Source organism: Neolewinella agarilytica (assembly GCF_900110645.1).
Taxonomy (GTDB): Bacteria; Bacteroidota; Bacteroidia; order Chitinophagales; family Saprospiraceae; genus Neolewinella; species Neolewinella agarilytica.
On sequence record NZ_FOFB01000031.1, the window covers coordinates 20,531 to 44,749 of the forward strand.

Genomic DNA, 24,219 nt, shown 5'->3' on the forward strand with positions numbered 1-24,219 from the left:
GAACTACCGCAACATCTCCGCCTCATACCTCCGCACCACCATGCTATCCCGGCTCAAGTTCCAGAGGTATTGCTTAACGATGTCGCCTTGCTGAAGCCCCGGAAGGCTGATGCTGAAGGTCAGACTATCCCGCTCAGGTGTATCCATCGTTGGGGGGATTTTGACTTGTATCCACTTGAGCATCTCGTCGCCGCGACGGTGTTCGGTAACAATGGAGGGGAATTTCCACTTATCGTAAGTCTCCCCGAAGTAGGAGAAGCTAAGGTCCGCCCTCAGCCAGGTCTCCGCCTCCGCATCATGGGCGGCCCGGTATTCCAGCAGGTTGGTGAACTCGCGGCCAGACTTGGGGGGGATGGACAGGAGTGTGTCCAAAGAGAGTAGGGGAGTAGCCCTGAAGGAGCCTTTGGGGAGTTTCTCATCCGTGTCCCGGTAGACATAGTCCTTGCGGTCGAGTTTCGTTTTGCCGAAGACTTGCCAGTAGTAGGTTTTGTTGACAAAGTCGAGCGGAAGAATCCGCTGGTTGTATTGCCAGTGCTGGAAGAGGTTGAGGGTGGTGAAGGCCAGCACCAGCCCCGTTACCAGGTACTTGGGCCACTTTGCTTTGCTTCTTCTACCTTGCCCTGCACCTGCGTCCGCGCCCAAAACCCACGCCACTAAAGCCGCCAGCGGAAAGGCCAAAAGCGCATAGCTCTGCACCACCGGCCGGCTGCCGAAAGTGTTGCCATACCACCAGATATGCCAACTGAAGAGGATATAACTGTTGCCGATCAGGAAGATGACGAATGGTAATCGCCAGGCTTTTGGCAGCCAGAAAACCCCGGCCAGGGCAAAGGCCATCAAAGGAGTGTATACCAACCAACCCCGCCGGTATCCAATAAAACCTTCGTAGAGATGAGGCAAAAGCCAGTCAAAACTCAGCCCCGCGTAGCCGTCCTGAAACCAGCTGCCCGTACCTGTTTTGTAGTAGATTAGCTGAAGGCTGAAAACCGCCAGCGCAATGCCGAAAATGGGAAGGGTACGCCAGAAGTTGCGTTGCAGCGTCGTCCGGTTCTTTAACCCGTAGAAAGCAGGAATGGCAAAAAGAACAATCTCTGAACTCCGGATAAGACACATCAGGCCCGCCAGTAAACCACAGCGGATGATCCACTTGCCCCGTGCAGATTCGTCGGAATCGACCAGGCGGCCGAAAGCATACAAGAATAGGGCGTAGCCCGTAAAGAGGTACATATGCGTGACGTCCGGCCCCTCCGTGGTATAGTAGAAAAGGTTGGTCGCCAGACCGATCCCGAAGAGCACAAGGGCAACCACCTGGTCGGTGTAAAAGCGCAGAAGAAATCGTCGCAGATAAAAGAAGCCCAGAAAGATCACCAACAGAGAGGTGATGACCAACGAAAACTGGTAAGGGAAAGACATCCCATCCGCCGGCGCAATGCCCGTCGCCTTTACCAGACCATGCGCCAGCAGAAAGCCCGGCGTCCAGACCACCGCCATGCCGATATTGTAGATCGGGAAACGGCTGCCGTTGTCGACTTCCATCAGCTGGTAAATCTCGTTGCTGATCTCGTAATTGTCAAAGTGATCTTCGGCGAAAGCGTAAGTCTCCACGTCGCCATAAACGAAGATGGCCGGCAAATAGGCGTAGTAGCCATAGCCGTCCCATTTGACAATGTCGGCCTTGCCTTGAAAAACATCGTTTTGCACCAAAGATGTTATGGCCATGGACGCGAAGACCAGGTAAAGAACCACCCGACTTTCCTTTAATGGCGCAAACATTTTTATGGTTTTAAGACGGATTCGGTGCGCGTTTAAATCGCATATCAAATATCAAATATCGCTTATCGCATATCCTCACCCTTCCTTCCGCCGAGCCGCCAACAAATACAGCACCGCCATTCGCACCGCCACGCCATTTTCCACCTGTTCAAGGATGATGCTATGCTCAGAATCCGCTACGGCGGTATCAATCTCCACACCACGGTTAATGGGGCCGGGGTGCATGATGACAACGGGCTTGTCCAACCGGTCTACCCGCTCCCGGGTAATACCAAAATGACGGTTGTATTCCCGCAGGGAAGGGATGAATTTGGTATCCTGTCGTTCCAGTTGAATGCGAAGCACGTTAGCTACATCGCACCAGGCGAGGCTTTCATCTACGTTGTAACTTACTTCAACGCCCAGGCTTCGCATGTGCTTGGGAATCAGGGTTGGAGGCCCGCACACCCGAACCTTTGCTCCAAGCTTTTGCAGGCAGAAGACATTGGAGAGCGCCACCCGCGAATGTGTAATGTCTCCAAAGATGCAGATTTTCTTTCCCCGCAGGTCTCCGCCCAGGGCATCCCGCATACTGTAGGCATCCAATAGTGCCTGGGTGGGGTGCTCGTGGGTGCCGTCGCCGGCATTAACGATACTGGCGTCAATCTTACTGGCCAGGAAGTGATGAGCGCCCGGGGCGGGGTGACGCATGACGACCATGTCGACCTTCATCGCCAGAATATTATTGACGGTATCGAGCAGGGTTTCTCCTTTTTTGACCGACGAACTGGCAGCACTGAAGTTTACCGTGTCAGCGCTCAAGCGCTTCTCCGCCAATTCAAAACTGATGCGCGTACGGGTAGAGTTTTCGAAGAAGAGGTTGGCCACCGTAGTGTCCCGTAAACTGGGGACTTTCTTAATGGGGCGGTTAATGACTTCCTTGAATTGCAGCGCCGTGTCCAGAATTAACTCCACGTCAGCGGCGGTGAGGTACTTGATGCCGAGAACGTGTTTGGTGGAGAGTTGCTGATCAGAGGCCATGGGGTAGATAGTCGGTAGTCTGTGGTTGAGTAGACGGTAGGTCGAGTTGTTCCGTTATTATTCTGAGCCGGTAAGGATAATCTGGTCTTTGCCGTGTGTTTCTGCCCACTGTACTTCGACGTACTCGTCGTGCAGACTGTCTACGGTGATACCCCGGTAATTGGCCTTTATGGGCAGGCTGCGGCGGAAACGTCGATCCACCATTACCAGCAGCTCCACCTGAGCCGGTCGGCCAAAATGATTAAGTGCCGTGAGGGCACTCAGGGTAGTTCGGCCACTGTACAGTACGTCATCTACCAGAATCACCCGCTTGTTCTCCACGAGGAAATCAATTTCTGTCTGCTGGGGGGTTAGCGGCCCTTTGGCGGTCCGGAAGTCGTCGCGGTAGAAGGTAATGTCCAGCTTGCCGTAGTCATAGTCGGTGACGCCCATCTGAGTGAGTTTGTCCCGCAGACGTTCGGCGAGCTGCACGCCGCCGGTCTGAACACCCACCAGGCAGGTATTGGCAAAGTCGCCATGTTCCTCAATGAGGTGGCGGCAAAGACGCTCAATGGTGAGCGCAAAGCGATCGCAATCGTGGATGACTCGTAGAACGGGCATGGGGCGAAGGTAGTGGATTAGTGTTTTAGAATGTTAATCCATTAGGATTTTAGTTTGTGAAATCAAGTAGGTTCACCGGAACCTTCCGGTAAACTCAGGCGCGGTCGCAGGTGCAAGGGAAGGTTTTGAGGAGCAGTGCCGTCGCCAGCTGAGGGGGGGCTGCTCCTGAAAGAGGAATCCAAAGCAAAACAATAGACCAAATGCAGGAAGCTTTGCTTTTTTATTGTTTTTTATGTGAATAAATAAAACAATTAAGTTTAAATGCTGTATATTTGTAACAATACAGGAAGGGACAGTCGACAGTCCACAGTCTACAGTCTACCTCCCCCCTTCCCCAACAGCAGCCAATTCACTCATGATCCTCCGTCAAGCAAGAGAATCCGATTTTGCCCACCTCGAGACTTTCGTCTGGCAGGCCATCTTCCCGGCTTTTGATCAACCGGGGCTTACCGATGCCCAACGGGCGGAGAACGACGCCATGGTGGAGACTGCCCGTACGGTCGTCATCTCTTCCCTGGGGCAGGAAAGCCACGGTGTTTTTGTAGCACTCGACCCGAAAAGCAAAACGTTGGCGGGCTACATCATCGTGGATGCCAGTCCGCGTGCTTACGCCGAGATTGTCCAGCTTATCGTTAAGCGGGCCTTCTGGGGAAAAGGCGTTGCCGGAGAGCTTCTCGACCTGGCCACCGATTTCATCGGCCGCGATCGTGCCGTCTCCCTTTCTGTCCGCCATTACAACGAGCGTGCCCTGGCTTTTTTTGCAAAACACGACTTTCTCAACACCGGCGAAACCGCCGGTAACCACGCCATCCCCCGCAGCCTCTTATTAAGAGAAGCCTACGAAGAAGTTGTTCCTCCGGTCACCAGCGAGCCCGCTGCCCGGGAGCTGGACAATGCCTGGCTCGATTTTCCTACGGCTTCGGACGAGCCGGTCTTCGAACCACTACCAGATTATAACCTCAGTATTGAAGATGAACCCTTGTTCGAAACCGGAGTAAACTCCCTCAAGGTCGAGGACCCGGATAGCATCATCCCCGAAGAATCCAGCCTGACGGATGCCCAGCTCACCGAATTGGAAGCCTTCATTGCCCGTGCCCGCGCAAAGAAAGGCCGTCCTGCGGAAGTCAACGCCCGCGTAGAACCTTCTTCTCCCGAAAAAACGGTCTCGGCTCCGAAGCAGGCCCCGGAGATGTCTCCTTTCTCAGCCCGTAAGGAAAGTAAGCCCGCCAACAAACACCCCGAAGTCGTCTTTGAGATTGACTACGGAGAAACCAAATCTTCCCAGCCAGAACCCACGACTGCAAAGACAGTTGACAGGGAGGCTTCTGCGCCGGCGGCGAAGAAGTCATTTCCCATCACAGAGCCTTCTTTTGAGTTTGCCTTTAGCGGAAGCGCTTCAAACAAAACAGAAGATCGGCCCACTTCCGGCACGAACACCGCCACAACGCAGCGGCCGACTACGGAATCGCGGGCCGAAGAGAAGCCGGCCACCGCACCCAACAAAAAGCCCGCTCATAAGCATTGCCCCGATTGCGACAGCCGGATACCAGCCGTAGCGCGCTTTTGTTTCAACTGCGGGTACCCGCAGCCTGATGAGCTCCCCCTTGAAACGCCTGCCGGAGGGCAGGCACCGGAGGAAGAAGTGCTGCTGCTGGAAGAACTTCCCAGTGTCAATGACAACCCGGGAGCCGATACAAGTGCTTTCACGGCAAAGCATGAGCCCACTGAGCCGGATCCCGTTCCAGTGGAGACTACTACATCTGCTTCTGACAAAAAGCTCAAAAAGACCGTTACGCCGGCAGAACTGAAAAAGGCTTTCAGGAACCACTTGCAGGATCGAATCCTGGCTTATTTTGGCGAGCGGAAACTGAAGAAGTACCTCTCTCTGCTCGAAGAAAACACGGCTTTTCAGCAGGTCCGGGATGGCAGTCTGACCAATCTGGCCACCTGGCTCAACGAGCGGCAGCCCTCCCGGGCTACCCGGAACCGACGCCGGGATGTGCTGGCTGATTTAGCCGAATACTTCATTGTGGAAACAGCCGCCGAGCTCAGTAACCATGTTTTGCCGCAGCGCCTGCTTCGGTATCAATCCATTGATTGGGACACCGTAGACTTGTTCCGTTTGGTCATGGATTATCTTGACTTTGACAGTGAATCAGAACAGGTATACACCGACTTTGTCGCCATGCCCACCCGGGCGCTGAAAAACGCCAGTCGGTCTTTCCTGCGAGCTGCTAAAGACGAACGCATCTTCTTCATCTGCGATCAAAGCCTGATCAGCTCCGCCAAAAACGGTTTTGCCATAACGGATTCCGGCATCTATTGGAAAAACGTTCTGCAACCCGCCGGCGCTGCTACTTTCACTACCCTGAAAGAAACGCGACTGGACCAGGGCCACGTGATCATCGATGGACAGTTCTTCGATGCCGGTAACCGGCTTAATTTAAAAGTAGCCGTGCTCTTGGATAAGCTGCGGCGGATGCACTAAACCGATCTGGGACGGTCCATCGGATGCATCTTTTGCCTGACGAAGTCGGCAAAAGTCCATCCGATGTCTCGGACCACCCACGAAGGCCAACGGCCTCTACTCATTCCAGATCGCCCAACCGGCTTCCGCCTGATGCAGCAGCATTCCGGTGCCATTGCCGGTGCCTGCGCCCGCTTCGCGGGCGAGGCGAAGGAAGAGGGTCTCCGCCGGATTATACACCAGGTCGTAACAATAGTGTGCAGGCCCCATGGCAGTGTAGGGGAGTTCCGGGCGGGCGTCTACCTTCGGGTACATACCCAGCGGCGTAGTGTTGATGATCAGGTGATAGTCCTGGATTAGCTCGGGCGTGATGTCGGCATAGGTGAGCCGGTCTTCACCGGCCCTGCGGCTGACGGCCATGGTGGTGATGCCCAGTTCCCGGAGGGCTTCGTGAACGGCCAGGGAAGCTCCTCCGGTTCCCAGCACCAGGGCATTGGTTTCTTCCAGGAAGGTCTCTAACAGATCATCATTAGTGGGCAGGCCAAAGGCCCTGGCCGTCCAGTCATGTTCTCGCAGCTGCTGCAGAAAGTCTTGCTGAAAGCCTTTATAGTCGGTGTTGAAGCCAATGGTTTGTCCATTTTCGTCGAAGCGGATGCAGTTCACCGCCCCGATGCGGGCGGCGGTGGGGTCAATCTCATCCAGGTAGGCCATGATGGACTCCTTGTGCGGAATGGTGACGTTGCACCCCTTTAAGTCAGGGTATTTCTCCCGAAGAGAACAAAAGCCGACTGCATCCTCCATCTCAAAATTGAGGTACTGATGGCTGTCTGCCAGCCCCAGTTCAGCAAACTTTTCCGTGAAGTACCCCTTTGAGAAAGAATGGGTGAGGGGGTAGCCGATTAGTCCGTAGGTCACGGTGAGAAATAATTTTGGTTTTAAAAATGTGTCAGGCGGCGTAGGCGGTCGGATCGAGAAACCTGAAGCGATAGCGATGGTTTTTTCGGGCCGGAGGCTCGGAGCCATCCAGCCTTGCTCTTCATCCTCCCCACGGCACCTGCGGTATTGCGCCCTACAAGGTTTCTTCCAGCACGTCCATTTCGTCCTTCTTCGGCGCAAACCGATCCAGTACAAAGACGATTGCCAGTCCTGCCATAAAGGCGATAATAACGGCGGGAACAAAGGTATTCTCCCCCAGGTAGTCGGCTGGCAAAACGGCTTGTTCCAGCATGGGCACTTCCTCTCCCTTGCTGTTCAGCCGGGTGGTCAGGGCATTCCGCCAGGGCCATAGTTTATTAAGGGAGCCGAGCATGAAGCCCGTCAGTAAAGCCAGGGTCTGATTCGGGAAGGTCTTGAAGGTGTAAGAGAGTACCCGGCTGAAAACGGCCAGACCGATCAGGCAACCGAAAGCAAAAGTGGCGACCAGAACCAAAGCTCCGGTGTCACCGGATAGCAGGCTGCGAACGGACTCCATAACAACAGTATACATGCCCAGTAACAGCAAAATGAAGGAACCGGAAATGCCCGGCAAAATCAAGGCCGAGATAGCGATCATACCCGCCAGGAAAACGAAGATGAGGCTGTTGCTGCCGGACATGGGGTTGATCGTCGTGAGGAAGTAAGCACTGGCGGTGCCAAAAATGAGGAGGAGGACGGAGAGAATACTCCACTTGTCGATCTGTCGGGCCACGTAGATGGCCGAGCTGATGATGAGCCCGAAAAAGAAGGCCCAGACGACCGGCGGATACATCTCCAGTAATTCAGTAATGCTGAATACGGCGATGCCCAGCCCAACCACCATGCCGATGCCCAGTTGGAGAATGAAGCCTCCATCAGCAGCTGTCCAGGCAGAAGCAATACCTTCTGTGCGCCAGGAAGCCACCACCTTTGGGCCTAAAATGCCGCCGATGGCATCGAGCAGCCGCTCGTAGATGCCCGTAATGAAAGCAATGGTGCCTCCGCTGACACCAGGGATAGCCTCAGCAATGCCCATGGCCATACCCTTAAGAATGATCGAGAGATTCATATTATTTCTTTTGCTTAACGGCGGAGTACATGGCTTCAATGGCTTCCAGACCATAGGTGGCATCGAAGCCGTTCTGGAAGACGAATTCCTGGTCGCCCTGGTAAATGATGTAGCGGAAGCCAAAAATAGAGGTGGAGTCAATCTGATTCTCAAAAATGAATCCATTGTCTTCTTCCCGGACGACCTTGCTGAAGTATCGGTTGTCTCTTACCAGTTCCAGCTGCTCGGCTTTCAGGCGAGTCATATCATTAGTACTGGCCTGACTGGCCAGAATCTGAATGGAGTAGTCATCCTCCTCGCTCTTAATCGTAACATCACGCATGATGCTGGACAGATTCGAGGAGATGACTTTGGCACTGTCCGGAGCCATAATCTTCACGGGAAGGTTGTAAGCCGTAAGATCCAACTCAGACCAGTTGCCAGCAGGATCGGTGGCGCAGGACGCGAGGAGCAAAGAAAGAACTAAAAAGCAGAGGGCACGCATAAGCGGATATCATTGTTTTGGTGGTGCAAACTTAGTTATAATAGACTCGGTCATTCTATTTGATTTCAAAAAGTGTGGATAACTAAATGCACTATCTTACTGTAAAATGATGCTGTGACCCTAAATCTGCAATATTTCTGCCGCTGGATTCAGGGAGCAGCGTCTGTTTCTCCGTTCGAAAACCAGCAATAAGAACTTTGATCTGACCGGACACACTGTGGAAGTAGCAGCAACCCACGCACTATTTTTCCCGCAGGAAGCATTTTTCCCGTAACCGTTTGTAAATTTGTGTTTTTCCAACAAAACAATGGCATGATACAGCGCCTCCACATCCGCAACTACGCGATCATCGAGGAATTGCAGCTCGACTTTGCGGAAGGGCTAAGCATCATCACCGGGGAAACCGGTGCGGGTAAGTCCATCGTCCTGGGAGCGCTCAACCTTATTTTGGGCGGCAGGGCGGATTCTAAAACGCTGTTCAACCCGGACGCTAAGTGTATCATTGAAGGTCGTTTCGCCATCAGTGCTTACGAGCTGAAGGCTTTTTTCGAAAAGCATGACCTTGATTATGATGCGGAATTAATCATCCGCCGGGAGATCACCCCTTCCGGAAAGAGCCGCGCCTTCGTCAATGATACGCCCACAAATCTGAAGGTGTTACAGCAGTTAGGCGCTACGCTAATTGATTTGCATCAGCAGTTTGACACGCTCTACATCAATAATGCGGAGTTTCAGCTGGAGTTGCTGGATGCACTGGCTGGCCAGCGTGACGCGATAAAAGCTTACCGCGAAGAATTCAGCCGTTTGCAGGAGGTTCGCCGCCAGCTTCGGCAGCTGAACGAGGAGCAGGCGCAGGCTCGTCGGGAACAGGAATTCCTGGAGTTTCAGGTAAATGAATTCGAGGAAGCAGGCCTCGTTGCCGGAGAGCAATCCGAACTGGAAGGGGAACGTCATCGCCTGAGCAATGCGGATGAGATTAAGCAATTAGCCTCCGGAGCGTTTCACCTGCTCTGTGAAGATGACAACGCCATCACTAATCAACTCATGGCCCTATCCCAGCGGCTGGCGCCGCTGTCTGACGGAGACAGCCACCTGAAGGCCATCTACGATCGGTTCGAGGGTATTCGTCTCGAACTTGACGAGGTTGCCACCGACCTGGAAAGCTTCGGAGATGACGCGGAGTCTAACCCCGAACGCCTCGAAGAGGTGGAAGAGCGGTTGAGCATGATTTACCGTTTGCAGTCGAAGCACGCCGTTACATCCGTAGAAGAACTACTAACGATTCACGAAGAGCTATCGGGGCGCCTGGGGCACTTTGCCGACCTGGGCGGACAATTAGACAAACTAACATCGGAACAGGAAAAGCTAACCGCTGCTTTGTTGAAGCGGGGCAAAACCCTTCGGAAGGGACGACAGAAAGTAGCTCCCGAATTCACCGCCAATGTATGTTCGCAGCTGGCGGACCTGAGCATGGAGAATGCGCAGCTCGTCGTTGACTTTCAGCCACTGGAACAACCGGGGCCGCACGGCCTGGACGAAGTGCAATTCCTTTTCTCCGCCAACAAGGGTGGCCGCCTGCAAACCATCAAATCCGCCGCCTCCGGCGGCGAGATGAGCCGGCTGGCACTGGTCACCAAGTCCCTCGTCGCTTCCGCCATGGAGCTGCCCACGCTGATCTTTGACGAGATTGACTCCGGTGTCTCCGGAGACGTCGCGCAAAAGATGGGCCGTATCCTGACGGACCTGAGCCAACATCATCAGGTTGTCGTTATTACCCACAGCCCACAGGTGGCCAGTCGGGCGGATCGGCATTTCTTTGTCTACAAACAGGACAAAGAAGGCGTAGAGCGCACCATCACCCGCGTCCGTCAGCTCGATCAGGACGAGCGCATTCGCTCCATCGCCGTGATGCTGAGTCAGAACCCGCCGAGTGACTCGGCCTTGAAAAATGCGCGGGAATTGATTGAGGGGTAAAACGTTTACCAGCTCGGAGAGCTTCGTAGGGCAGCACCGACTTTAGTCGGCAAGGAAGAATCCACAACCTTGCCCCTCCACCTTCCCCCCTGCACCCGCGCCCCGTCGCCCAAAAATCCTATATTGGGGCACCCAAACCACACATACCATGAGACTATTAGCTTTTCTGCTTACCCTGGCTTGCTTTTCGTTTGATTTGCAGGCGCAGGACGAAGCCCTTTATTCCTCCCTTGAATTTAGAAATATCGGCCCTTTCCGGGGCGGACGCTCCAGTACCGTAACGGGTGTTCCGGGCAAGCCAATGCTTTATTATTTTGGCAGTTCTGGCGGTGGCGTCTGGAAAACGAAGGACGGCGGTCAGACCTGGACCAATATTTCTGATGGCTTCTTCGGCGGCTCCATCGGTGCCGTTGCCGTCAGCGAAAGTAATAACAACGTAATCTACGTCGGCGGCGGAGAGAAAACCGTACGCGGCAACGTCAGCTATGGCTACGGCGTATGGAAAACCATCGACGGCGGGAAGAGCTGGGAACAAATCGGTCTCAAAAACAGCCGCCATATTTCCCGGATCCGCATCGATAAAACGAACCCGGACATCGTCTATGCCGCCGTGATGGGCGATCTCTTTAAGGACAGTCAGGAACGGGGCATCTATAAATCCACCGACGGCGGTAAGAGCTGGAAGCGCGTCCTCTTCGCCAACGCCGGAGCCGGAGCCGTAGACCTCAGCATCGACCCCGGAAATCCCCGGGTGATGTTCGCCTCCACCTGGAAGATTCGTCGGACACCCTACAGCCTCGAAAGTGGCGGAGAAGGCTCCGCCCTCTGGCGCTCCACCGATGCAGGGGAGACCTGGACCAACATTAGTGAAAACAAGGGCCTCCCTAAAGGCCTCTGGGGCATCAATGCCGTAAGCGTCAGCCCCGTAGACGGCAACCGCGTCTACGCCCTGATCGAAAATGATAAGGGAGGCGTCTACGTCTCCAACGACGGTGGTGACACCTGGAGTGCCCGCTCCGACAGCCGCGCACTGCGTCAGCGCGCCTGGTACTACACCCGGATCTACGCAGACCCGCAGGATATCGATGGCGTTTACGTCGTCAACGTAAGCTACCACCACAGCACCGACGGCGGCCGCAAGTTCGAAAGTAACAATGCTCCGCACGGCGACCACCACGATCTGTGGATTGCCCCGGAGGACAATGAGCGAATGATCATTGGCGACGACGGTGGTGCCCAGGTAAGTTTTGACCAGGGAGAAAACTGGTCTACCTACCACAACCAACCCACCAGCCAGTTTTACCGCGTAACGACCGACAATGCTTTCCCTTACCGTATATATGGTGCTCAACAGGATAATTCAACCGTCCGCATTTACCACCGTACTGACGGTGGTACTATCGGTGAATCCGATTGGGAAAGTACGGCAGGCGGTGAATCCGCTCACATTGCACCGGACCCCAAGAACCCGGACATCGTTTATGGCGGTAGCTACGGCGGTTTCCTGACGCGCTACGATCATGAGACTAATCAGGTGCGCGCCGTCAACGTCTGGCCCGATAACCCGATGGGTTATGGAGCGGAAGGCATGAAGTACCGCTTCCAGTGGAACTTCCCGATCTTCTTCAGCCCCAATGATCAGGATGTGCTGTACACGACGAGCCAGCACCTGCACCGGAGTACCGACGAAGGCGAGACCTGGGAAATCATCAGTCCCGACCTGACGCGCAACGAAGCCGATAAACTCGTCTCCTCCGGCGGCCCGATCACGAAGGATAACACGGGCGTTGAGTACTACGCGACCATCTTCGCCGCCTGCGAAAGCCATAAAGAAAAGGGCCTCCTCTGGGCAGCTTCAGATGACGGACTCGTGCATGTTTCTAAAGACAATGGCGCTAACTGGGATAACGTAACCCCCAAGGGCGCGCCTAAATACATTATGTGGAACTCCGTGGAAGTGGATAATGCTACTACGGGAGGTCTTTTCATCGCCGGGACGAGTTATAAGTCTGGCGATTACACCCCCTACCTCTACCACACCAAAGATTACGGCAAGACCTGGAACCGGATTGATTCGGGCATTCCCCGCGATCACTTCACCCGCGTAGTCCGCCAGTACCCCGGCGCGCCAAATATTCTCTTTGCGGGTACGGAGTCTGGTCTTTACGTCAGCTTTGACAGTGGCTCAAGCTGGCGCCCCTTCCAGCAAAATGTACCGATGGTGCCAATTACGGACATCACCATTAAGGACGATAACCTCATCCTCGCCACCCAGGGGCGGAGCTTCTGGATTCTGGATGATATGACGGTGCTCAAGCAGCTTAGCGAGGTAGACGCTTCTGCGGGCTTTCACCTTTACGACCCGGTTGACGCCTGGCGGATGGGCGGCAGCAGTCGGGAAAGTCGTACTGCGGGTAAGAACCACCCTGGTGGAGTGAACTTTCATATCTGGCTTAGCGAGGAGGCCGCAAAAGACACCGTACCGTTCACGCTAAGCGTAATGGAATACGGAGAAGGCGGAGATGAGATTCGCAGCTGGTCTTCTGACGATAAAGAAAACATGCTGGAACTCAAAGCGGGCGGCCAAACCATCAACTGGAACCTTTCTTATCCGGATGGCGTGAAAGTTCCGGGCATGGTACTTTGGTGGGCCGGTTCCGGCGGGCCGATGGCTCTTCCCGGGGAGTATAGAGTGACGCTTAAACATGGGGATGAGGTGCAGTTTCAGGATTTCGTCGTTAAGGCCGATCCTCGGGTGACGGCCAGTGATGAAGATCGGGAGGCACAGTTCAGCTTCATGAAAGAAGTACAGGACAAAACTTCCGAAGCCCACCAGACAATCCTCGACTTACGGGGCGTACGGGATCAGATCAAAACTTTCCAGGGGCGCTTACCGCAGGATGCAGACGAAGCTCTTAAGGAGCAAGGTAAGCTGATTATCGACGGACTCACTAAAGTCGAGGAGGCGCTCTACCAAACGAAGAACCGTAGCCGGCAGGACCCCCTCAACTATCCGATTCGACTGACGAACAAGCTCGCCCACCTCAACAGCCTCACCGGCATTGGCACTTACAAACCAACGGCAGCCGCTTACGCCGTCAAGGCGGAGCTCACCGAGGCCATCGACAAAGAACTGGAAAGCTACCGCCGTATCCTCTCCGAGGAAGTACCTAAGTACAACAAGATGATCCTGGAGCAGGGCGTGAAGGTGATCGCCGTGCCGGAAGCTAAGAAGGATGCACGGAAGTAAGTCCACTGTCCCTGGATGAGGAGCTCTGCTCCGAAAGTTGTCTGCGAAGCAGACCGCTGTTGTATTGTTAGCACTGCGCATGCCGGCAATCGGCTGTAGCTGATGCCACAGTAGTCGCGGCTTCAGCGGCTGACTGGTGCCACGGTCAAATACCAGGATAATCGCTATGCTTCCCAAGTGCAATCGCAAGCTTGGGTAACGCGGACGCTCGAAGGTCCCGCAATACTGCGGGACGCTTCGAGGTCCGCTTTGCCTTGCTTAAGGGACCTTTAGCGTCTTGGCGGAGAGCTTGCAATTGCCCTGTATGCTTCCCCCGTTGCCCATGGGCATTGCGGTCCTGGTGGTTAACATGCTGCTGGTATACCGTGGAGTAGCGGGTAAGGGAAAGACGGAGTCCGTAAAATAGGTTCTAAGCATAGGGTGTACTCTGTGTCTGGTCTGAGGCACGCCAGGTTTTGACTACAAACGCGGAGTGTTTTCATAAGCCCCTGCCCGCGGGGAGTGGGATTTCTACCGGTAAATAGCGTCAAATAAGTGACATGAACTTCAGCCCACACACGGATCAGTCTGGTTTTTAATACATATAATTCTCACGTAAAATGATGATTGCCGAAAAATGGAATAATATTGGTTTGCTTCAAGAAGGAAGCGGAGCCTTTGTTGCTTTAGTGGTTAATTACGATCGTTATGTTAGTGCGGAGGAATTGCTTGAAGACATTATTGAATCGTTGACTATTCTTCTGGTGCCAGCGGCTGCTAGTTATTTCAGTAAAACCCTTGCTGTTTTTAAAGGTAATGAGTCTCAGTTACTGCTCGAAGACGTACACGTTGAGAAAATAAGGGGAGCTATCAAGGCTTCATCAGGTGATTATCCTGCCGAAATGGGCGTTTCTCAGATAGCAGTAAAATTGATTGACCCTACAGTGAAATTCATTAAAAATGATGAATCTTCGATCGAGTATATGTTTTATGATCATAATCTTAAGCCTGATTATGGCATTTTTAAAAGACTTGAGTCGGAGCAGGTATTGAACGAAAATCAAGACTCTGGAGATAATAGTAAAGAGGACAATCAGATGAGTATTGACGAAATTTTAGGTAGGGAATACTTAGTTGTCCGTGAAGATGCAGAGCATTTTTGGGATGCCAAATGCTACCTGGATTTTTTGAAAAAGATAGCATCAGTATTCGAAAAAACATTAGACTTGATTGTCAAAGAACAATTTTTTGAGGACGGATATGAGTGTTTCGCCATAGAAAGTAAAGGGGTAAGGAAAGTCGTTAAACTGAAAATCACTTCTGACTGGATAGATACTACTATTTTACTCGAAACCAATAAGTTACTTGAAGAAGTGAATAGTGAAGTATTCCTTTACATGGTGGATATTTTTAAAGACCCAGACCAAACATTCTACCTTGTCGCCACGACTAAAGAAAAGTATGAGCTTTTAAGAAAGAGTGGATACGTACTACAAGGGATGTGAGACTGACGTGAAGGCAAGAGCATGGAGTAATCCATTATTGGGCTAAAAGCGATCCCAGCTCCTTCGAAATTGTCGGGCTGCTAGATTCGGAAATGAGATTGGGTGGAAGGGCTTTCAACATTGTACAAGAGCGTAGCTCAGAAAATTGGCTTTAATGATAAAAACCATCCTCATCTACCTGGCTATCTTCTTATTCAGCATCGGACCGCTGCTTCTGGCTATCTCCGCCGGTGCCGTCGGCAAATGGCTTGGCTGCCGCGTAGATGAAGGGAACGCTCATCCCTGCAACTGCTTTGGGCGGGACATCGGCGGCCTGCTTTACGCCTGTTTTGTAATGGGCTGGTTAACATTACTTACGGGACCGGTGGGCGTGTTACTGGCTATTGGGTATTCGGTTTGGCTGGGGTGGGGGTGATAGATAGCAAATTGAAGAGCTACGAGAGTTCCCGTCCCGGACTTAATGAGGGCTTCCGGAAACCACTACTGCTGAATGTTAAATCCACCGACCTGGCAATATCCGCTTAGGGTAGAAGTTACCTCTTCAGAGACCCACAACGCCACCCGCCATGAAAAGATCAAGCTTTATTAAAGTACTCGGCCTCAGTGCCTTTGCGGTCTCTGCAGCCGGGTTTAAATTAGTAAAAGAAGACGGAAAATTCACTACGGACTGTGCTACGAGCAGTGATATGCTGGGCCCTTTTTTTCGGGAAGGAGCTCCCCGCAGGCATGACCTGACTTATTCGGGAAACGATAAGGAGATGCCGCTCAGGGTAGTTGGACAGGTTTTTGGTGCCGACTGCAAATCTCCGCTGAAAAACGTGGACATCGATCTGTGGCACTGTGACCACAAGAAAAACTACGACATGGTGTCAGCCGATTTTCGCTGCCGGGGTAAAATCACAACGGACGAAAACGGTGCCTATTGGTTTAAAACCTTCGTGCCGCCGCCCTACGGCGGCCGCCCCAAACACATTCACTACCTCGTGGACAATGTAGCGGGCTATGAGCGACTCGCTACTCAGCTATACTTCAAGGGCGATAGCAAAATTAAACCCAATAACTGGATCAAATACCGCTGGGATGAACGTCGCATTCTGGATATTTACCGGAACGAAGAGGGGCTTTCGGAGGTCCGGCTGGATCTGTACTTAATGCCGGTCGGATAGGTGCTTAGCTCAAGCCATTCATAATCGCCGGCCCCCAATAGTCCGATATAAAAATATAACTGGCGAAGAGCAAAAAACATCCCGCCAGGAAAATTGCTCCGGCTCCGATTACCCGCACCGCCGGCCGCTTAAAGAAGTCGTATTGGCCGATAACAATTTCGGCCACTACGAGATTAGGCAGATAGAACCAGAAATCCATGAAGTAATCGAACCAACCCCGGAAAAATTCGGTGTGCCCCTCCCGGCCGCCGAAGCCGATGTAAAAGCCGTAATCCATCCGGTAAAGCCAGGAGCCAATGGCCAGGGCAAACAGACGCAGGGCCCAGGCGCGGTGACGGTCGAACTGCTGCTGCCGGGCGTAGCGGATGGTTTGCACGGCGGCCAGAAGCATGAGCAGACCATAGCCGGCAAAGCCGACGTTCATCACGCTGCCGCCGATGGTACCTTTGAGGACAATGAACGTGAGCCCGCCCAGGGCGGCAAAAATGGAGGCCAGCACGTACACGCGGCCCGCCACCCGATGGATAAGCGGATACCGCTTTCGGACGCCCTCCATCAGCTGTAAGCAGCCTAACATCAGAATGATACCTCCGGAGATAAAATGGATGGCAATGCCGGCCGTAGAGCCGGGGTTTTCGGGGTCGTAAAGGCCCGGAAGGGTACTGTTCCACTGGGCCGTGTTCCCGTTAAAATACGCCAGGGCATAAAAAATCAAAATGTAAACTCCGAACACGAGTGTACTGGCCCAGACGGTAGTAACCAGAAAAACGCTCGCATAGTGAAGCAGATTCTCTGGCAGGCTTCTTTTGATTTTCTCGGTAGAGCTTAGCATAAAAGGAGACTTGGGTTACCAAAAGTACATAATCCCGGCAGGCAAAGCGGTGCAGCCGATGGGATGGGGCGATGGAGAATACGCATTGCTGCACTTTGGGCCAATGACTAATCTTAGAGGGAAAGGCTTCCTCGATTAATGAATGCCTTGATCATGATTGGGTTTTTATTGCTGGTCTTTCTTCCGGGCGCTACCGCAGGATGCAGTGATGGGTAGTGGAGCAAAGTGGGTACACTGATTCCCTGGGCGCAAACCAAATTATCGCGGTCCTGGACATTGGATGAGCGGAGACTTACGATGACCTGCCCTGACCGGTCAGTCCACACCGCGCTCATTAACCTTTCCCTTGCACCCACGCGCCGCGCCCTAATATACCAATGCTTTTTCCACCGCCCGCTTCAGGTATCTCACCAGCTTTTTGGCTGAATCCATGGTTGGAACTTCCAGGTCTGTGATCAGCTCCTCGTCTTTAAAAAGCTTGGCGGAGAGGGTAATCATGCCCGTATCGGACACTTCATAGATCCCACTAATGGAATACGCCCCGGGATAAACGCTGGTGTTGACGTACAACAGGTCGGCTTTATAGCCTTTCTCGGACTCTTTGCGGAACTCGTCCTCCAGTAAGGTGGCCAGCTGCTGGTCGTCGCGGTAGCTACTGCCGTTGAGGAAGGTGCTGCGAATCATCACCGGTTTAATCTTACTGATCGGGATGTCCAGCGCCTGATCCGCAATGCCAATATCAAAACTGGCGGCGTTGGCCGGAATGCCCAGTCGCGGCGTCTGAATGCCGTTGATCGTGGCCGCCAGCCGGGGGACTTCGTCCGTCGCATACTGCAAGAGCGTCATCACATCGATGTATTTGCGGGTGCCTCCGCTGGCGATGATCCCTTGCAAGAGGGCGTAGGTGAGTAGCCCCTGACCGTATTCGCTGGCTTCGTAGCTCACCTTGTCGGAGGCACTGCCCGAAATGACGAACATCCCCGTCCGGTCTTTCATACGCTCTAATGCCCGTAATTGATCGGAGTTAAGGTCCTTCGTGCCGCCTGTGGTCACTTCATCCACCAGCGTTCCTGAATTACAGGCATCGACGATCAGGACTTGCTTCAGGGCGGGAATGGTATTGAGCCAGTCCGTAATCTCATTGGTGGAAATGGCAAATTGTTGACGAAGGGCATTGTCTGACAGGTTCCCATTCGCCACGTCCCGGGTCAGGTAATAAAATTGCGCCTGATCCGCCGTTCCGTAGGCCATCCCGTGCCCGGAAAAATAAACGAGGATAACGTCTTCGGCCTTGGCTCGACTGCCAATGTCCCGAAAGACTTTCTCAATATTCTTTTTGCTGGAGAGGTTCCAGGAAATACCACGCCCCTGGAGCTCTTCGGCGTCCAGGGGGCTGGTAGAAAGGCAGTGTACTTCAAGGCTGTCTCCGCTACCCATATCGTCCCGGTCGTTGAACAGCGCAGCTGCGGTTTCCCGGATCGCAATGGCCATGGCCAGAGCGTCTTTATCCGGGTAGGCCAGGTCGAGGTCTTCGCCTTTGTAATCCCGGGTCCCGATGGTGATGGCATACATTTTGGGGCGGTATTGACCGACGAAGCCGGTCGATCCGGTCCGGTTGCCAGACGTCCCCTTGCTGGAAGGCGGGCGGTAGGGTAATTGAAAAGGCTTGCTTTTGAGCCACCCCTCTTCGTTGTAGGCCCGGATGGATATTACGTTGGTGGAATCCGGATGACTAATAAAATAGCGGCGAAACTGCCCGAGAGGAATATCCATTTTTACCGGACGTACGCCGTCACCTGAACCTGGAAATGGGTTGGCCTCTTCAACCACCTCCTTACCGTTGATGAACACGCTTGTTTTGCCAATGCCACCGTTGCGTTCCTTTAGCTCAATGTGGAGACTCCCCTTGTCGATGTTGGCGATGATCTCCGGAAAAAGGTCGACCTCATCAAAGCCCTCTACCGGGCGAATGCTCTCGTTGGAATAGCCCAGCAGCTTCTGGAGTAAACCCGGTTCGTAGTAGCGTTCTTTCAACTGATTGAGCTGCAAGAGTTCCAGCCCAATGGAATAGTACATACTGTTCATGGCATTGGGCGAAGCATCAAAAAGACCGTTGGGGCTAGTGATGATCCAGTCATTGTCGTTGAGGAAGAACAAAGTCGCCAGAGGGCTTCTACTTCCGGCACTCCAGAGGATTACCGTATGATCTTCTGACCAGCTGATGATGAAACGATCATCGAGTATATACTTTGCTCCGATTACCCCAAGTGAATGACCGAGGAGGGAGTCCAGCCCGGACCCATCGAGATTACTCCGGTAAAGCCGGTTCCCTTGTGAGAAGAGGACCTCGCCATGAGTAGTGGAAGTTGCTTGGAAACGAGACTGAACCGGTACGTTAATGGTGCTGATCAGGCAGGACGCTGCCAGATTACGATGTTCTTCGATCTTTTCATTTGATCTATAGTCGTAGCTCCTTTCACGGGTACTGACTTTCTTACCAGCTTCATCCGTCTGGCTGGATATCTCACCCCAAAAAAACTCCTGTGCTCCTTCGAGCTCAGCCGCCAGACAGGCCAATTCCCAAACTTCAGGTTGACGGTAGGAATTGGAAACAATGAGAAGCTCCTGATCGTCGCTTAGACCAACATCAGAGACGGATAGGTCCGGTAAAAAAATAAATGGGCGAGCTCCGCCAACGGTTACCTCACCAACGCCGTAAGTCCAATAAGAGCCAGGATTAATGTTTTTCTTTTGAATCTCAATGTTGGGGTCTTCGATGGCGTAGACAGAGAGTAGTCCGTTTTCATCCTGATTGCTGGCCTGGGCATTAATTTGGAAATCATTTTCATTGCTATTGAAAAGGGTAGAGTCTACGCCCGTTGGCTTAAGGCTGGCGTTGCGAATATCCAGTGTAGCGGTGGGGAGCGGGTAAAGGGTATCCTTCATGTCCTGCCAATCGAGCAGGTCCATGGATATGGAGTCCCACTGCCGGTGAAAGTAGGCTTCCGCGACACCATCGTTAATTAGTAGTTGGAGCAGATTGTCTTTTGTAGAGTCTTCAGCTATCCATTCCACTTTTTTGAAGGCTCCTTGCTCAAAAGATTTGAGTTGCTTTCCATCGAAGCCAACAATCCGCAGGCTGCCATCCTGCTTACCCACCACTACTTCTTCAGCTACGGGAGAAAAGTTAATGGAAGAGGAGGAGAAAGTAAGAAAGCTGGCAGGACCAGTATAGGTGAAGGGAACACCCAGGCCATGGAAACGGCTGAGTACACTTCCAGTTTCCAGGTCCATGATGATGGCTTCCGTATTGGCTTGGGTTCTCACTAACAGATAGCGACCGTCAGGGGAAAAAGCGTAAGGGTGGGCGAAGTTCTGCGAGTTCAGGGCTTGCATTCCTTCAGGGGTGGGAGCGGAAGAACTGGCTTTGCCCGGAAAGGGTAGGGGCTTCAGCTTACCTTCAGCTGGGGCGTACAATAAATTTTCGTTGGAGGTGGAAAGCATCACCTTGCGACCGTTTGGTGTACTGAGCCATTTACTCCAGATGATTTGCTGGGTCATGGCCTGGTAGGTATACCAATATCCTATATCACCGAGGGCACCTAAACGCTCAGGCTTTTGCTTTCCTCTGCGGATATCTACGGCAGTGACACCGCCGTTGGGCAGGAGGAAATAGGCTGTGTTTTCTTCCGGAGAAAGAAAAAAGTCTATTCCCCCAAAATCCTTGGATTTACCCATCCGGGCAATTTTTTCTGCTTTCCCGGAGCGTAAATCGATCTTCTTCAAAATGCCCCCCTGAAAGCCAAAAAGGCTGTTTCCGTCTTTAGAGAATTGGTAATGCCCCGGGCGGCTGCCTTCGATTTTTAGAGGAGATGCTTTCTGCTCTAATAGGTTATAAAGCACTAAGCCTTCCGTACCGTAGACAATTAACCAATCGCCCCGTGGGGAGAAAGCCGGAGAGAAAGAATCGGGAGAGAAAAAATCTCCTTTCTGTGTTCTGAAGTCATCTTTCAATACCTGGCCGTCCATATCCCAGAGAATACCCTGCTTGAGCGTGCTGGTGAAAAAGTATTTCCCGTCGGGAGAAATGACCAGATCTCTGATGGCCTCCTGGTGGTGATTTAGCGTTCGGACGAGCTCACCACTCCGTTTCCAGATTTTGACCTTTTTATCCGCGCTTACCGAGATAAGATGCTTGCCATCGGGGGTGAAGTCTACTCCTGTGACGGCTTCCGTGTGGCCAATGGGAATGACAAGCTGTGGCTTTTGTGCCTGTAGGGGAGCAAGCAGTGAAAATAGCAGAAGAAAAAAGACAGATGATTTCATATGGGAAATAGTCAGTTAGGCTAAAGGAGGGCCAACGGGGCGATTTCAGTAGATCAATTTGATGAAGTAAAAGAAAGGTACCCTGCTGCAACCAAATTAAAACGTATTTCCTCATCAATCCCCTGCTGAAAAGCAGCCGAGAGCGCATCAGAATCCGCCACCAATAGCGCGCGCGGGTAACCGCCTACGGTCTGCGCATTGGGTCCCAAAAGGATCGGCCCCACGGGGGAGAGTTGAACCGTACCGGGCAACACGGGCGAACTGATCAGGCTGGGAATAGCTTCAGGGGGCAAGCTTCCCGCCTTCAGTCGAATGCCCTGCCGGTTACTGTCCCGATCCACCAGGAATGGCGTCTTCAGCAGCCATTTCCGTACTTCTGCGGAAAGTAACGCAAACTCCGGGCCGGGAATGGCGGGTAAGACAGTAACCTCCTCCGGCCAGAAGCGATTAGTTTCTAAATCGGACTGAAAAGGGGCTTCTCCCTGGGCGCTTATGCGGGCGGACCAACCCTGGCTGACGGCCGGAATACCGGGCAGCCCCGTTTCCCGGCTGCCCAGCCGGGTGGGTAAATCCCAGTCTCCACGGATGGCCAGATAGCTGCGCATCCCCCGGCGGGTGGTGGTGCCGGTCAGCAGCGCATCCCCGTCGATGTACAACACACTGTGGGGGTAGATCAGCTGGCCGTTCAGTCGCCAGTTCATGTCGGCACCGGTCATGGCGATTTGCCCTTTGCCCGACAGGAGCCATTCCCCGGCGGCGAGCGTCATTTCCAGGCAGGTAGCGGTAGCGGAGCGGTTGAGGAGGTGGTTAGCTGCCCGCATGGCCCGGCCATCGGCCGGGCCGCCGGAGGTGACGCCGAGATGCCGGCTCTCCGGCCGGCCGCCATCCACTACGTAGGCACCGCCTCCCGGCCGGATGCACTGAATCGTTAGCGTACTGGCCATGGGGCTGCTGTTTTTTGAAGTTGATGAAATTCGTCCGGCCCGATGGCGTAGAAACAAACCTGATCACCGGCCTGCAGGCGCGACCAATCGTCTCCGTCCCCTAACATGGGCCAGGGGCAGCGACCGATGATTTGCCATCCACCGGGTCCGGCAGTGGGGTAGATGCCCGTTTGGCGACCCGCCAGCCCAACAGATCCCTCAGGAATGGAACGGCGGGGGCTTGCCCTGCGATCAATGGCTAAGCGCTCGTCCGTTTCTCCCAGAAAAGCAAAGCCCGGCTGGTAGCCAAGTTGATAAACCAGGTAGTCCTTATTCGTATGCAGGCCAATAAGCTCATCCGTCGACAGCTCCAGCGTCTCTGCCGCCGTGAGCAGGTCAGGCGCTAAGGAAGGTTCGTAGCAAACGGGGATTTCATGTCGGATGCCTGTGGCCTCCACTTCTTCCGGCTGTAAGGTGAAAATGATCTCTTTCAGCTGGTAGGGAGTGATCTGTTGGGCATCAAAACAAACGAGCAACGAAGCATAGGCCGGGATGCATTCCTGAACACCCCGAACCTGCTCTATAGCTGCGGTATAGCGGTGTACAGCCGAGCTTATGGCGGGAGAAATGAGCTGTTCCCAATTAAGGAGCAGTGCCGTCGGACCGTAGGAAATTATTTCACGTGGGAGTCGCAAAGGATAAGTTTTGGTTATTGATCAGCAGTACTGAAAAGGCTCTGATAAATTTCCTGAAGACTGGCTTGCGTATGCTTCAGGCCATACCGTTCCAGCGCCATTTGCTGGCGGTTTTGCCGGTCAGCAAGGTCCGGCCGGCCAGTGTCGAATAATTGTTTCATGGCCCAATATAGCTGCTGCACATCCCTTTTTGGAATAAGTATCCCCAGTTTGTCTGTCGTCAGTATGTCTTCGGGGCCACCACAGCGGGTGCTTATGCAGGGGAGTCCGCTGATGATGGCTTCGAGTAGCACGACACTTTGGGTTTCAACGTCAGAGTTGAGCACGAAGGCATCTGCCCGTCGCATCAAGGCGGCAATTTCTTCGATGGGCTGGTAGCCAGGGAAGCTTATCTGGCGCGGACGCAGGTGCAGAGAATGGACCAGCGCCAGCAGCGTCTCATCCGGGGGATGCCCCGCTAAAACCAGGTGAACATTCTCTTCCTCATTGGCCAGTTTTTTGAAAGCATGGAGAATGCCCTCCACGTTTTTGTTAGCTGAAAAGCAGGAAACGTGGAGGAAAGTATGGGGCCTCTCACTGTCCACGGGGCCAGGCCGGAACACCGTCTCGTCCACAATGTTAGCCAGGGTGCGATATCTACCGCTAATTCCGTTTTGTTCCATGCCGCGTTGCAGGCTTGGACTTACGGGTAGCAGCCAGTCGGCCCGCCGGGCCGCCCGCCGGGCGATGACCAGCTCTGGTAATCGTAGTTTCGGCCAGGGTTGGAGAAAGCGGGAGGCGTGTTCCGTCAGTACCCACGGAATATTCCATTTTCGGGCCAGACGATCAGCCACGATGCCACCGTCAATCAATACATGAGCATGGATCAGGTCCGGCACACTCTTAAGCTCACCGATTGCCTGCCGCCAGGCTCTGCTCCTCATCCAGATTCTTTGCACCCGCGCGCCGTCGCCCCCGTAATACACGATTACCAGACGACCATAGGCCTCCTCATGAATCACCAATTCCGTACGACCGTTTTCAATGTCAGGATCTGCTACTACACAAACAACCTCGACATCATACTCCTGGGACGTTATGGCCGCAAACTGTTGCACAAAATTCCCGTCCTGCGGATGAACGCGGTTCGGGAACCAGGGACTGATGATGAGTATTTTCATGTTGACGATCAATGATAGGCAAAAAATGTAAATGCTACCTTT

Annotated in this window: 17 protein-coding genes; 6 read left to right on the top strand and 11 right to left on the bottom strand. The window is 53.4% G+C overall.

Going from position 1 to position 24,219, the window contains the following annotated elements:
- Positions 1-3: 3 nt before the first annotated feature.
- The 3 genes from BM123_RS20675 to pyrR all read right to left on the bottom strand — a co-directional run bounded on the left by BM123_RS20675 (position 4) and on the right by pyrR (position 3,393).
- The gene (locus BM123_RS20675) at positions 4-1,773 is read right to left on the bottom strand and encodes a glycosyltransferase family protein (protein WP_090172485.1); all 1,770 of its coding nucleotides are present in this window, start codon (positions 1,771-1,773) and stop codon (positions 4-6) included.
- Between the two features lie 75 nt (positions 1,774-1,848).
- The gene (locus tag BM123_RS20680) at positions 1,849-2,793 is read right to left on the bottom strand and encodes an aspartate carbamoyltransferase catalytic subunit (RefSeq protein ID WP_090172487.1); all 945 of its coding nucleotides are present in this window, start codon (positions 2,791-2,793) and stop codon (positions 1,849-1,851) included.
- Between the two features lie 57 nt (positions 2,794-2,850).
- Positions 2,851-3,393: a bifunctional pyr operon transcriptional regulator/uracil phosphoribosyltransferase PyrR gene (pyrR, locus tag BM123_RS20685; protein WP_090172489.1), complete on the bottom strand. Its 543-nt coding sequence runs from the start codon at positions 3,391-3,393 to the stop codon at positions 2,851-2,853.
- 355 nt (positions 3,394-3,748) lie between these two features.
- Between pyrR and BM123_RS20690 the strand changes: the two genes are divergently transcribed.
- Entirely contained in the window at positions 3,749-5,881 is a 2,133-nt protein-coding gene (locus tag BM123_RS20690; protein WP_090172491.1) for a GNAT family N-acetyltransferase, read from the top strand.
- A gap of 96 nt (positions 5,882-5,977) precedes the next feature.
- Here BM123_RS20690 and BM123_RS20695 read toward each other — a convergent pair whose 3' ends face one another.
- The 3 genes from BM123_RS20695 to BM123_RS20705 form a co-directional block, all read right to left on the bottom strand.
- Positions 5,978-6,775 (bottom strand): shikimate dehydrogenase family protein, encoded by a 798-nt coding sequence (locus BM123_RS20695; RefSeq protein ID WP_217642199.1) that lies wholly within the window; start codon positions 6,773-6,775, stop codon positions 5,978-5,980.
- A 154-nt stretch (positions 6,776-6,929) separates the two neighbouring features.
- On the bottom strand, positions 6,930-7,883 hold the full coding sequence (locus BM123_RS20700; protein WP_090172494.1) for a DUF368 domain-containing protein: 954 nt from the start codon (positions 7,881-7,883) through the stop codon (positions 6,930-6,932).
- A gap of 1 nt (position 7,884) precedes the next feature.
- Entirely contained in the window at positions 7,885-8,367 is a 483-nt protein-coding gene (locus BM123_RS20705) for a hypothetical protein (RefSeq protein WP_090172496.1), read from the bottom strand.
- Between the two features lie 312 nt (positions 8,368-8,679).
- On the opposite strand from BM123_RS20705, the gene recN reads away from it, so the two are divergent.
- The 5 genes from recN (at position 8,680) to BM123_RS20730 (ending at position 16,241) form a co-directional block, all read left to right on the top strand.
- The gene (recN, locus tag BM123_RS20710; protein WP_090172498.1) at positions 8,680-10,341 is read left to right on the top strand and encodes a DNA repair protein RecN; all 1,662 of its coding nucleotides are present in this window, start codon (positions 8,680-8,682) and stop codon (positions 10,339-10,341) included.
- A gap of 148 nt (positions 10,342-10,489) precedes the next feature.
- Positions 10,490-13,591, top strand: coding sequence for a VPS10 domain-containing protein (locus tag BM123_RS20715; RefSeq protein ID WP_090172500.1), 3,102 nt, complete (start codon positions 10,490-10,492; stop codon positions 13,589-13,591).
- A 599-nt stretch (positions 13,592-14,190) separates the two neighbouring features.
- A complete protein-coding gene (locus BM123_RS20720; RefSeq protein ID WP_090172502.1) occupies positions 14,191-15,075 on the top strand; it encodes a hypothetical protein in 885 nt (294 codons plus the stop codon).
- A gap of 154 nt (positions 15,076-15,229) precedes the next feature.
- A complete protein-coding gene (locus tag BM123_RS20725; RefSeq protein ID WP_090172504.1) occupies positions 15,230-15,490 on the top strand; it encodes a hypothetical protein in 261 nt (86 codons plus the stop codon).
- 151 nt (positions 15,491-15,641) lie between these two features.
- Positions 15,642-16,241 carry a dioxygenase family protein gene (locus BM123_RS20730; RefSeq protein ID WP_090172505.1) on the top strand — a complete coding sequence of 200 codons (600 nt, stop codon included), beginning with the start codon at positions 15,642-15,644 and terminating at the stop codon, positions 16,239-16,241.
- Positions 16,242-16,245: 4 nt separating this feature from the next.
- On the opposite strand, the gene BM123_RS20735 is transcribed toward BM123_RS20730, so the two are convergent.
- The 5 genes from BM123_RS20735 to BM123_RS20755 form a co-directional block, all read right to left on the bottom strand.
- Positions 16,246-17,073 carry a DUF2306 domain-containing protein gene (locus tag BM123_RS20735; RefSeq protein ID WP_090172507.1) on the bottom strand — a complete coding sequence of 276 codons (828 nt, stop codon included), beginning with the start codon at positions 17,071-17,073 and terminating at the stop codon, positions 16,246-16,248.
- 366 nt (positions 17,074-17,439) lie between these two features.
- Complete coding sequence (locus BM123_RS20740; RefSeq protein ID WP_090172509.1) at positions 17,440-21,399, bottom strand: caspase family protein; 3,960 nt, start codon at positions 21,397-21,399, stop codon at positions 17,440-17,442.
- Positions 21,400-21,452: 53 nt separating this feature from the next.
- Complete coding sequence (locus tag BM123_RS20745) at positions 21,453-22,343, bottom strand: 5-oxoprolinase subunit C family protein (RefSeq protein WP_090172511.1); 891 nt, start codon at positions 22,341-22,343, stop codon at positions 21,453-21,455.
- The gene (gene pxpB, locus BM123_RS20750; RefSeq protein WP_175489494.1) at positions 22,328-23,017 is read right to left on the bottom strand and encodes a 5-oxoprolinase subunit PxpB; all 690 of its coding nucleotides are present in this window, start codon (positions 23,015-23,017) and stop codon (positions 22,328-22,330) included. The genes BM123_RS20745 and pxpB overlap by 16 nt, the downstream gene beginning before the upstream one ends.
- A 14-nt stretch (positions 23,018-23,031) precedes the next feature.
- Positions 23,032-24,177, bottom strand: coding sequence for a glycosyltransferase (locus BM123_RS20755; protein WP_139212008.1), 1,146 nt, complete (start codon positions 24,175-24,177; stop codon positions 23,032-23,034).
- Between the last annotated feature and the right edge of the window lie 42 nt (positions 24,178-24,219).

What these genes read in the sequence shown, in the direction of transcription:
- BM123_RS20675 (WP_090172485.1), bottom strand. Translation starts at nt 1,773, where the DNA reads ATGTTTGCGCCATTAAAGGAAAGTCGGGTGGTTCTTTACCTGGTCTTC.
- BM123_RS20680 (WP_090172487.1), bottom strand. Translation starts at nt 2,793, where the DNA reads ATGGCCTCTGATCAGCAACTCTCCACCAAACACGTTCTCGGCATCAAG.
- pyrR (WP_090172489.1), bottom strand. Translation starts at nt 3,393, where the DNA reads ATGCCCGTTCTACGAGTCATCCACGATTGCGATCGCTTTGCGCTCACC.
- BM123_RS20690 (WP_090172491.1), top strand. Translation starts at nt 3,749, where the DNA reads ATGATCCTCCGTCAAGCAAGAGAATCCGATTTTGCCCACCTCGAGACT.
- BM123_RS20700 (WP_090172494.1), bottom strand. Translation starts at nt 7,883, where the DNA reads ATGAATCTCTCGATCATTCTTAAGGGTATGGCCATGGGCATTGCTGAG.
- BM123_RS20705 (WP_090172496.1), bottom strand. Translation starts at nt 8,367, where the DNA reads ATGCGTGCCCTCTGCTTTTTAGTTCTTTCTTTGCTCCTCGCGTCCTGC.
- recN (WP_090172498.1), top strand. Translation starts at nt 8,680, where the DNA reads ATGATACAGCGCCTCCACATCCGCAACTACGCGATCATCGAGGAATTG.
- BM123_RS20715 (WP_090172500.1), top strand. Translation starts at nt 10,490, where the DNA reads ATGAGACTATTAGCTTTTCTGCTTACCCTGGCTTGCTTTTCGTTTGAT.
- BM123_RS20720 (WP_090172502.1), top strand. Translation starts at nt 14,191, where the DNA reads ATGATGATTGCCGAAAAATGGAATAATATTGGTTTGCTTCAAGAAGGA.
- BM123_RS20725 (WP_090172504.1), top strand. Translation starts at nt 15,230, where the DNA reads ATGATAAAAACCATCCTCATCTACCTGGCTATCTTCTTATTCAGCATC.
- BM123_RS20730 (WP_090172505.1), top strand. Translation starts at nt 15,642, where the DNA reads ATGAAAAGATCAAGCTTTATTAAAGTACTCGGCCTCAGTGCCTTTGCG.
- BM123_RS20735 (WP_090172507.1), bottom strand. Translation starts at nt 17,073, where the DNA reads ATGCTAAGCTCTACCGAGAAAATCAAAAGAAGCCTGCCAGAGAATCTG.
- BM123_RS20740 (WP_090172509.1), bottom strand. Translation starts at nt 21,399, where the DNA reads ATGAAATCATCTGTCTTTTTTCTTCTGCTATTTTCACTGCTTGCTCCC.
- BM123_RS20745 (WP_090172511.1), bottom strand. Translation starts at nt 22,343, where the DNA reads ATGGCCAGTACGCTAACGATTCAGTGCATCCGGCCGGGAGGCGGTGCC.
- BM123_RS20755 (WP_139212008.1), bottom strand. Translation starts at nt 24,177, where the DNA reads ATGAAAATACTCATCATCAGTCCCTGGTTCCCGAACCGCGTTCATCCG.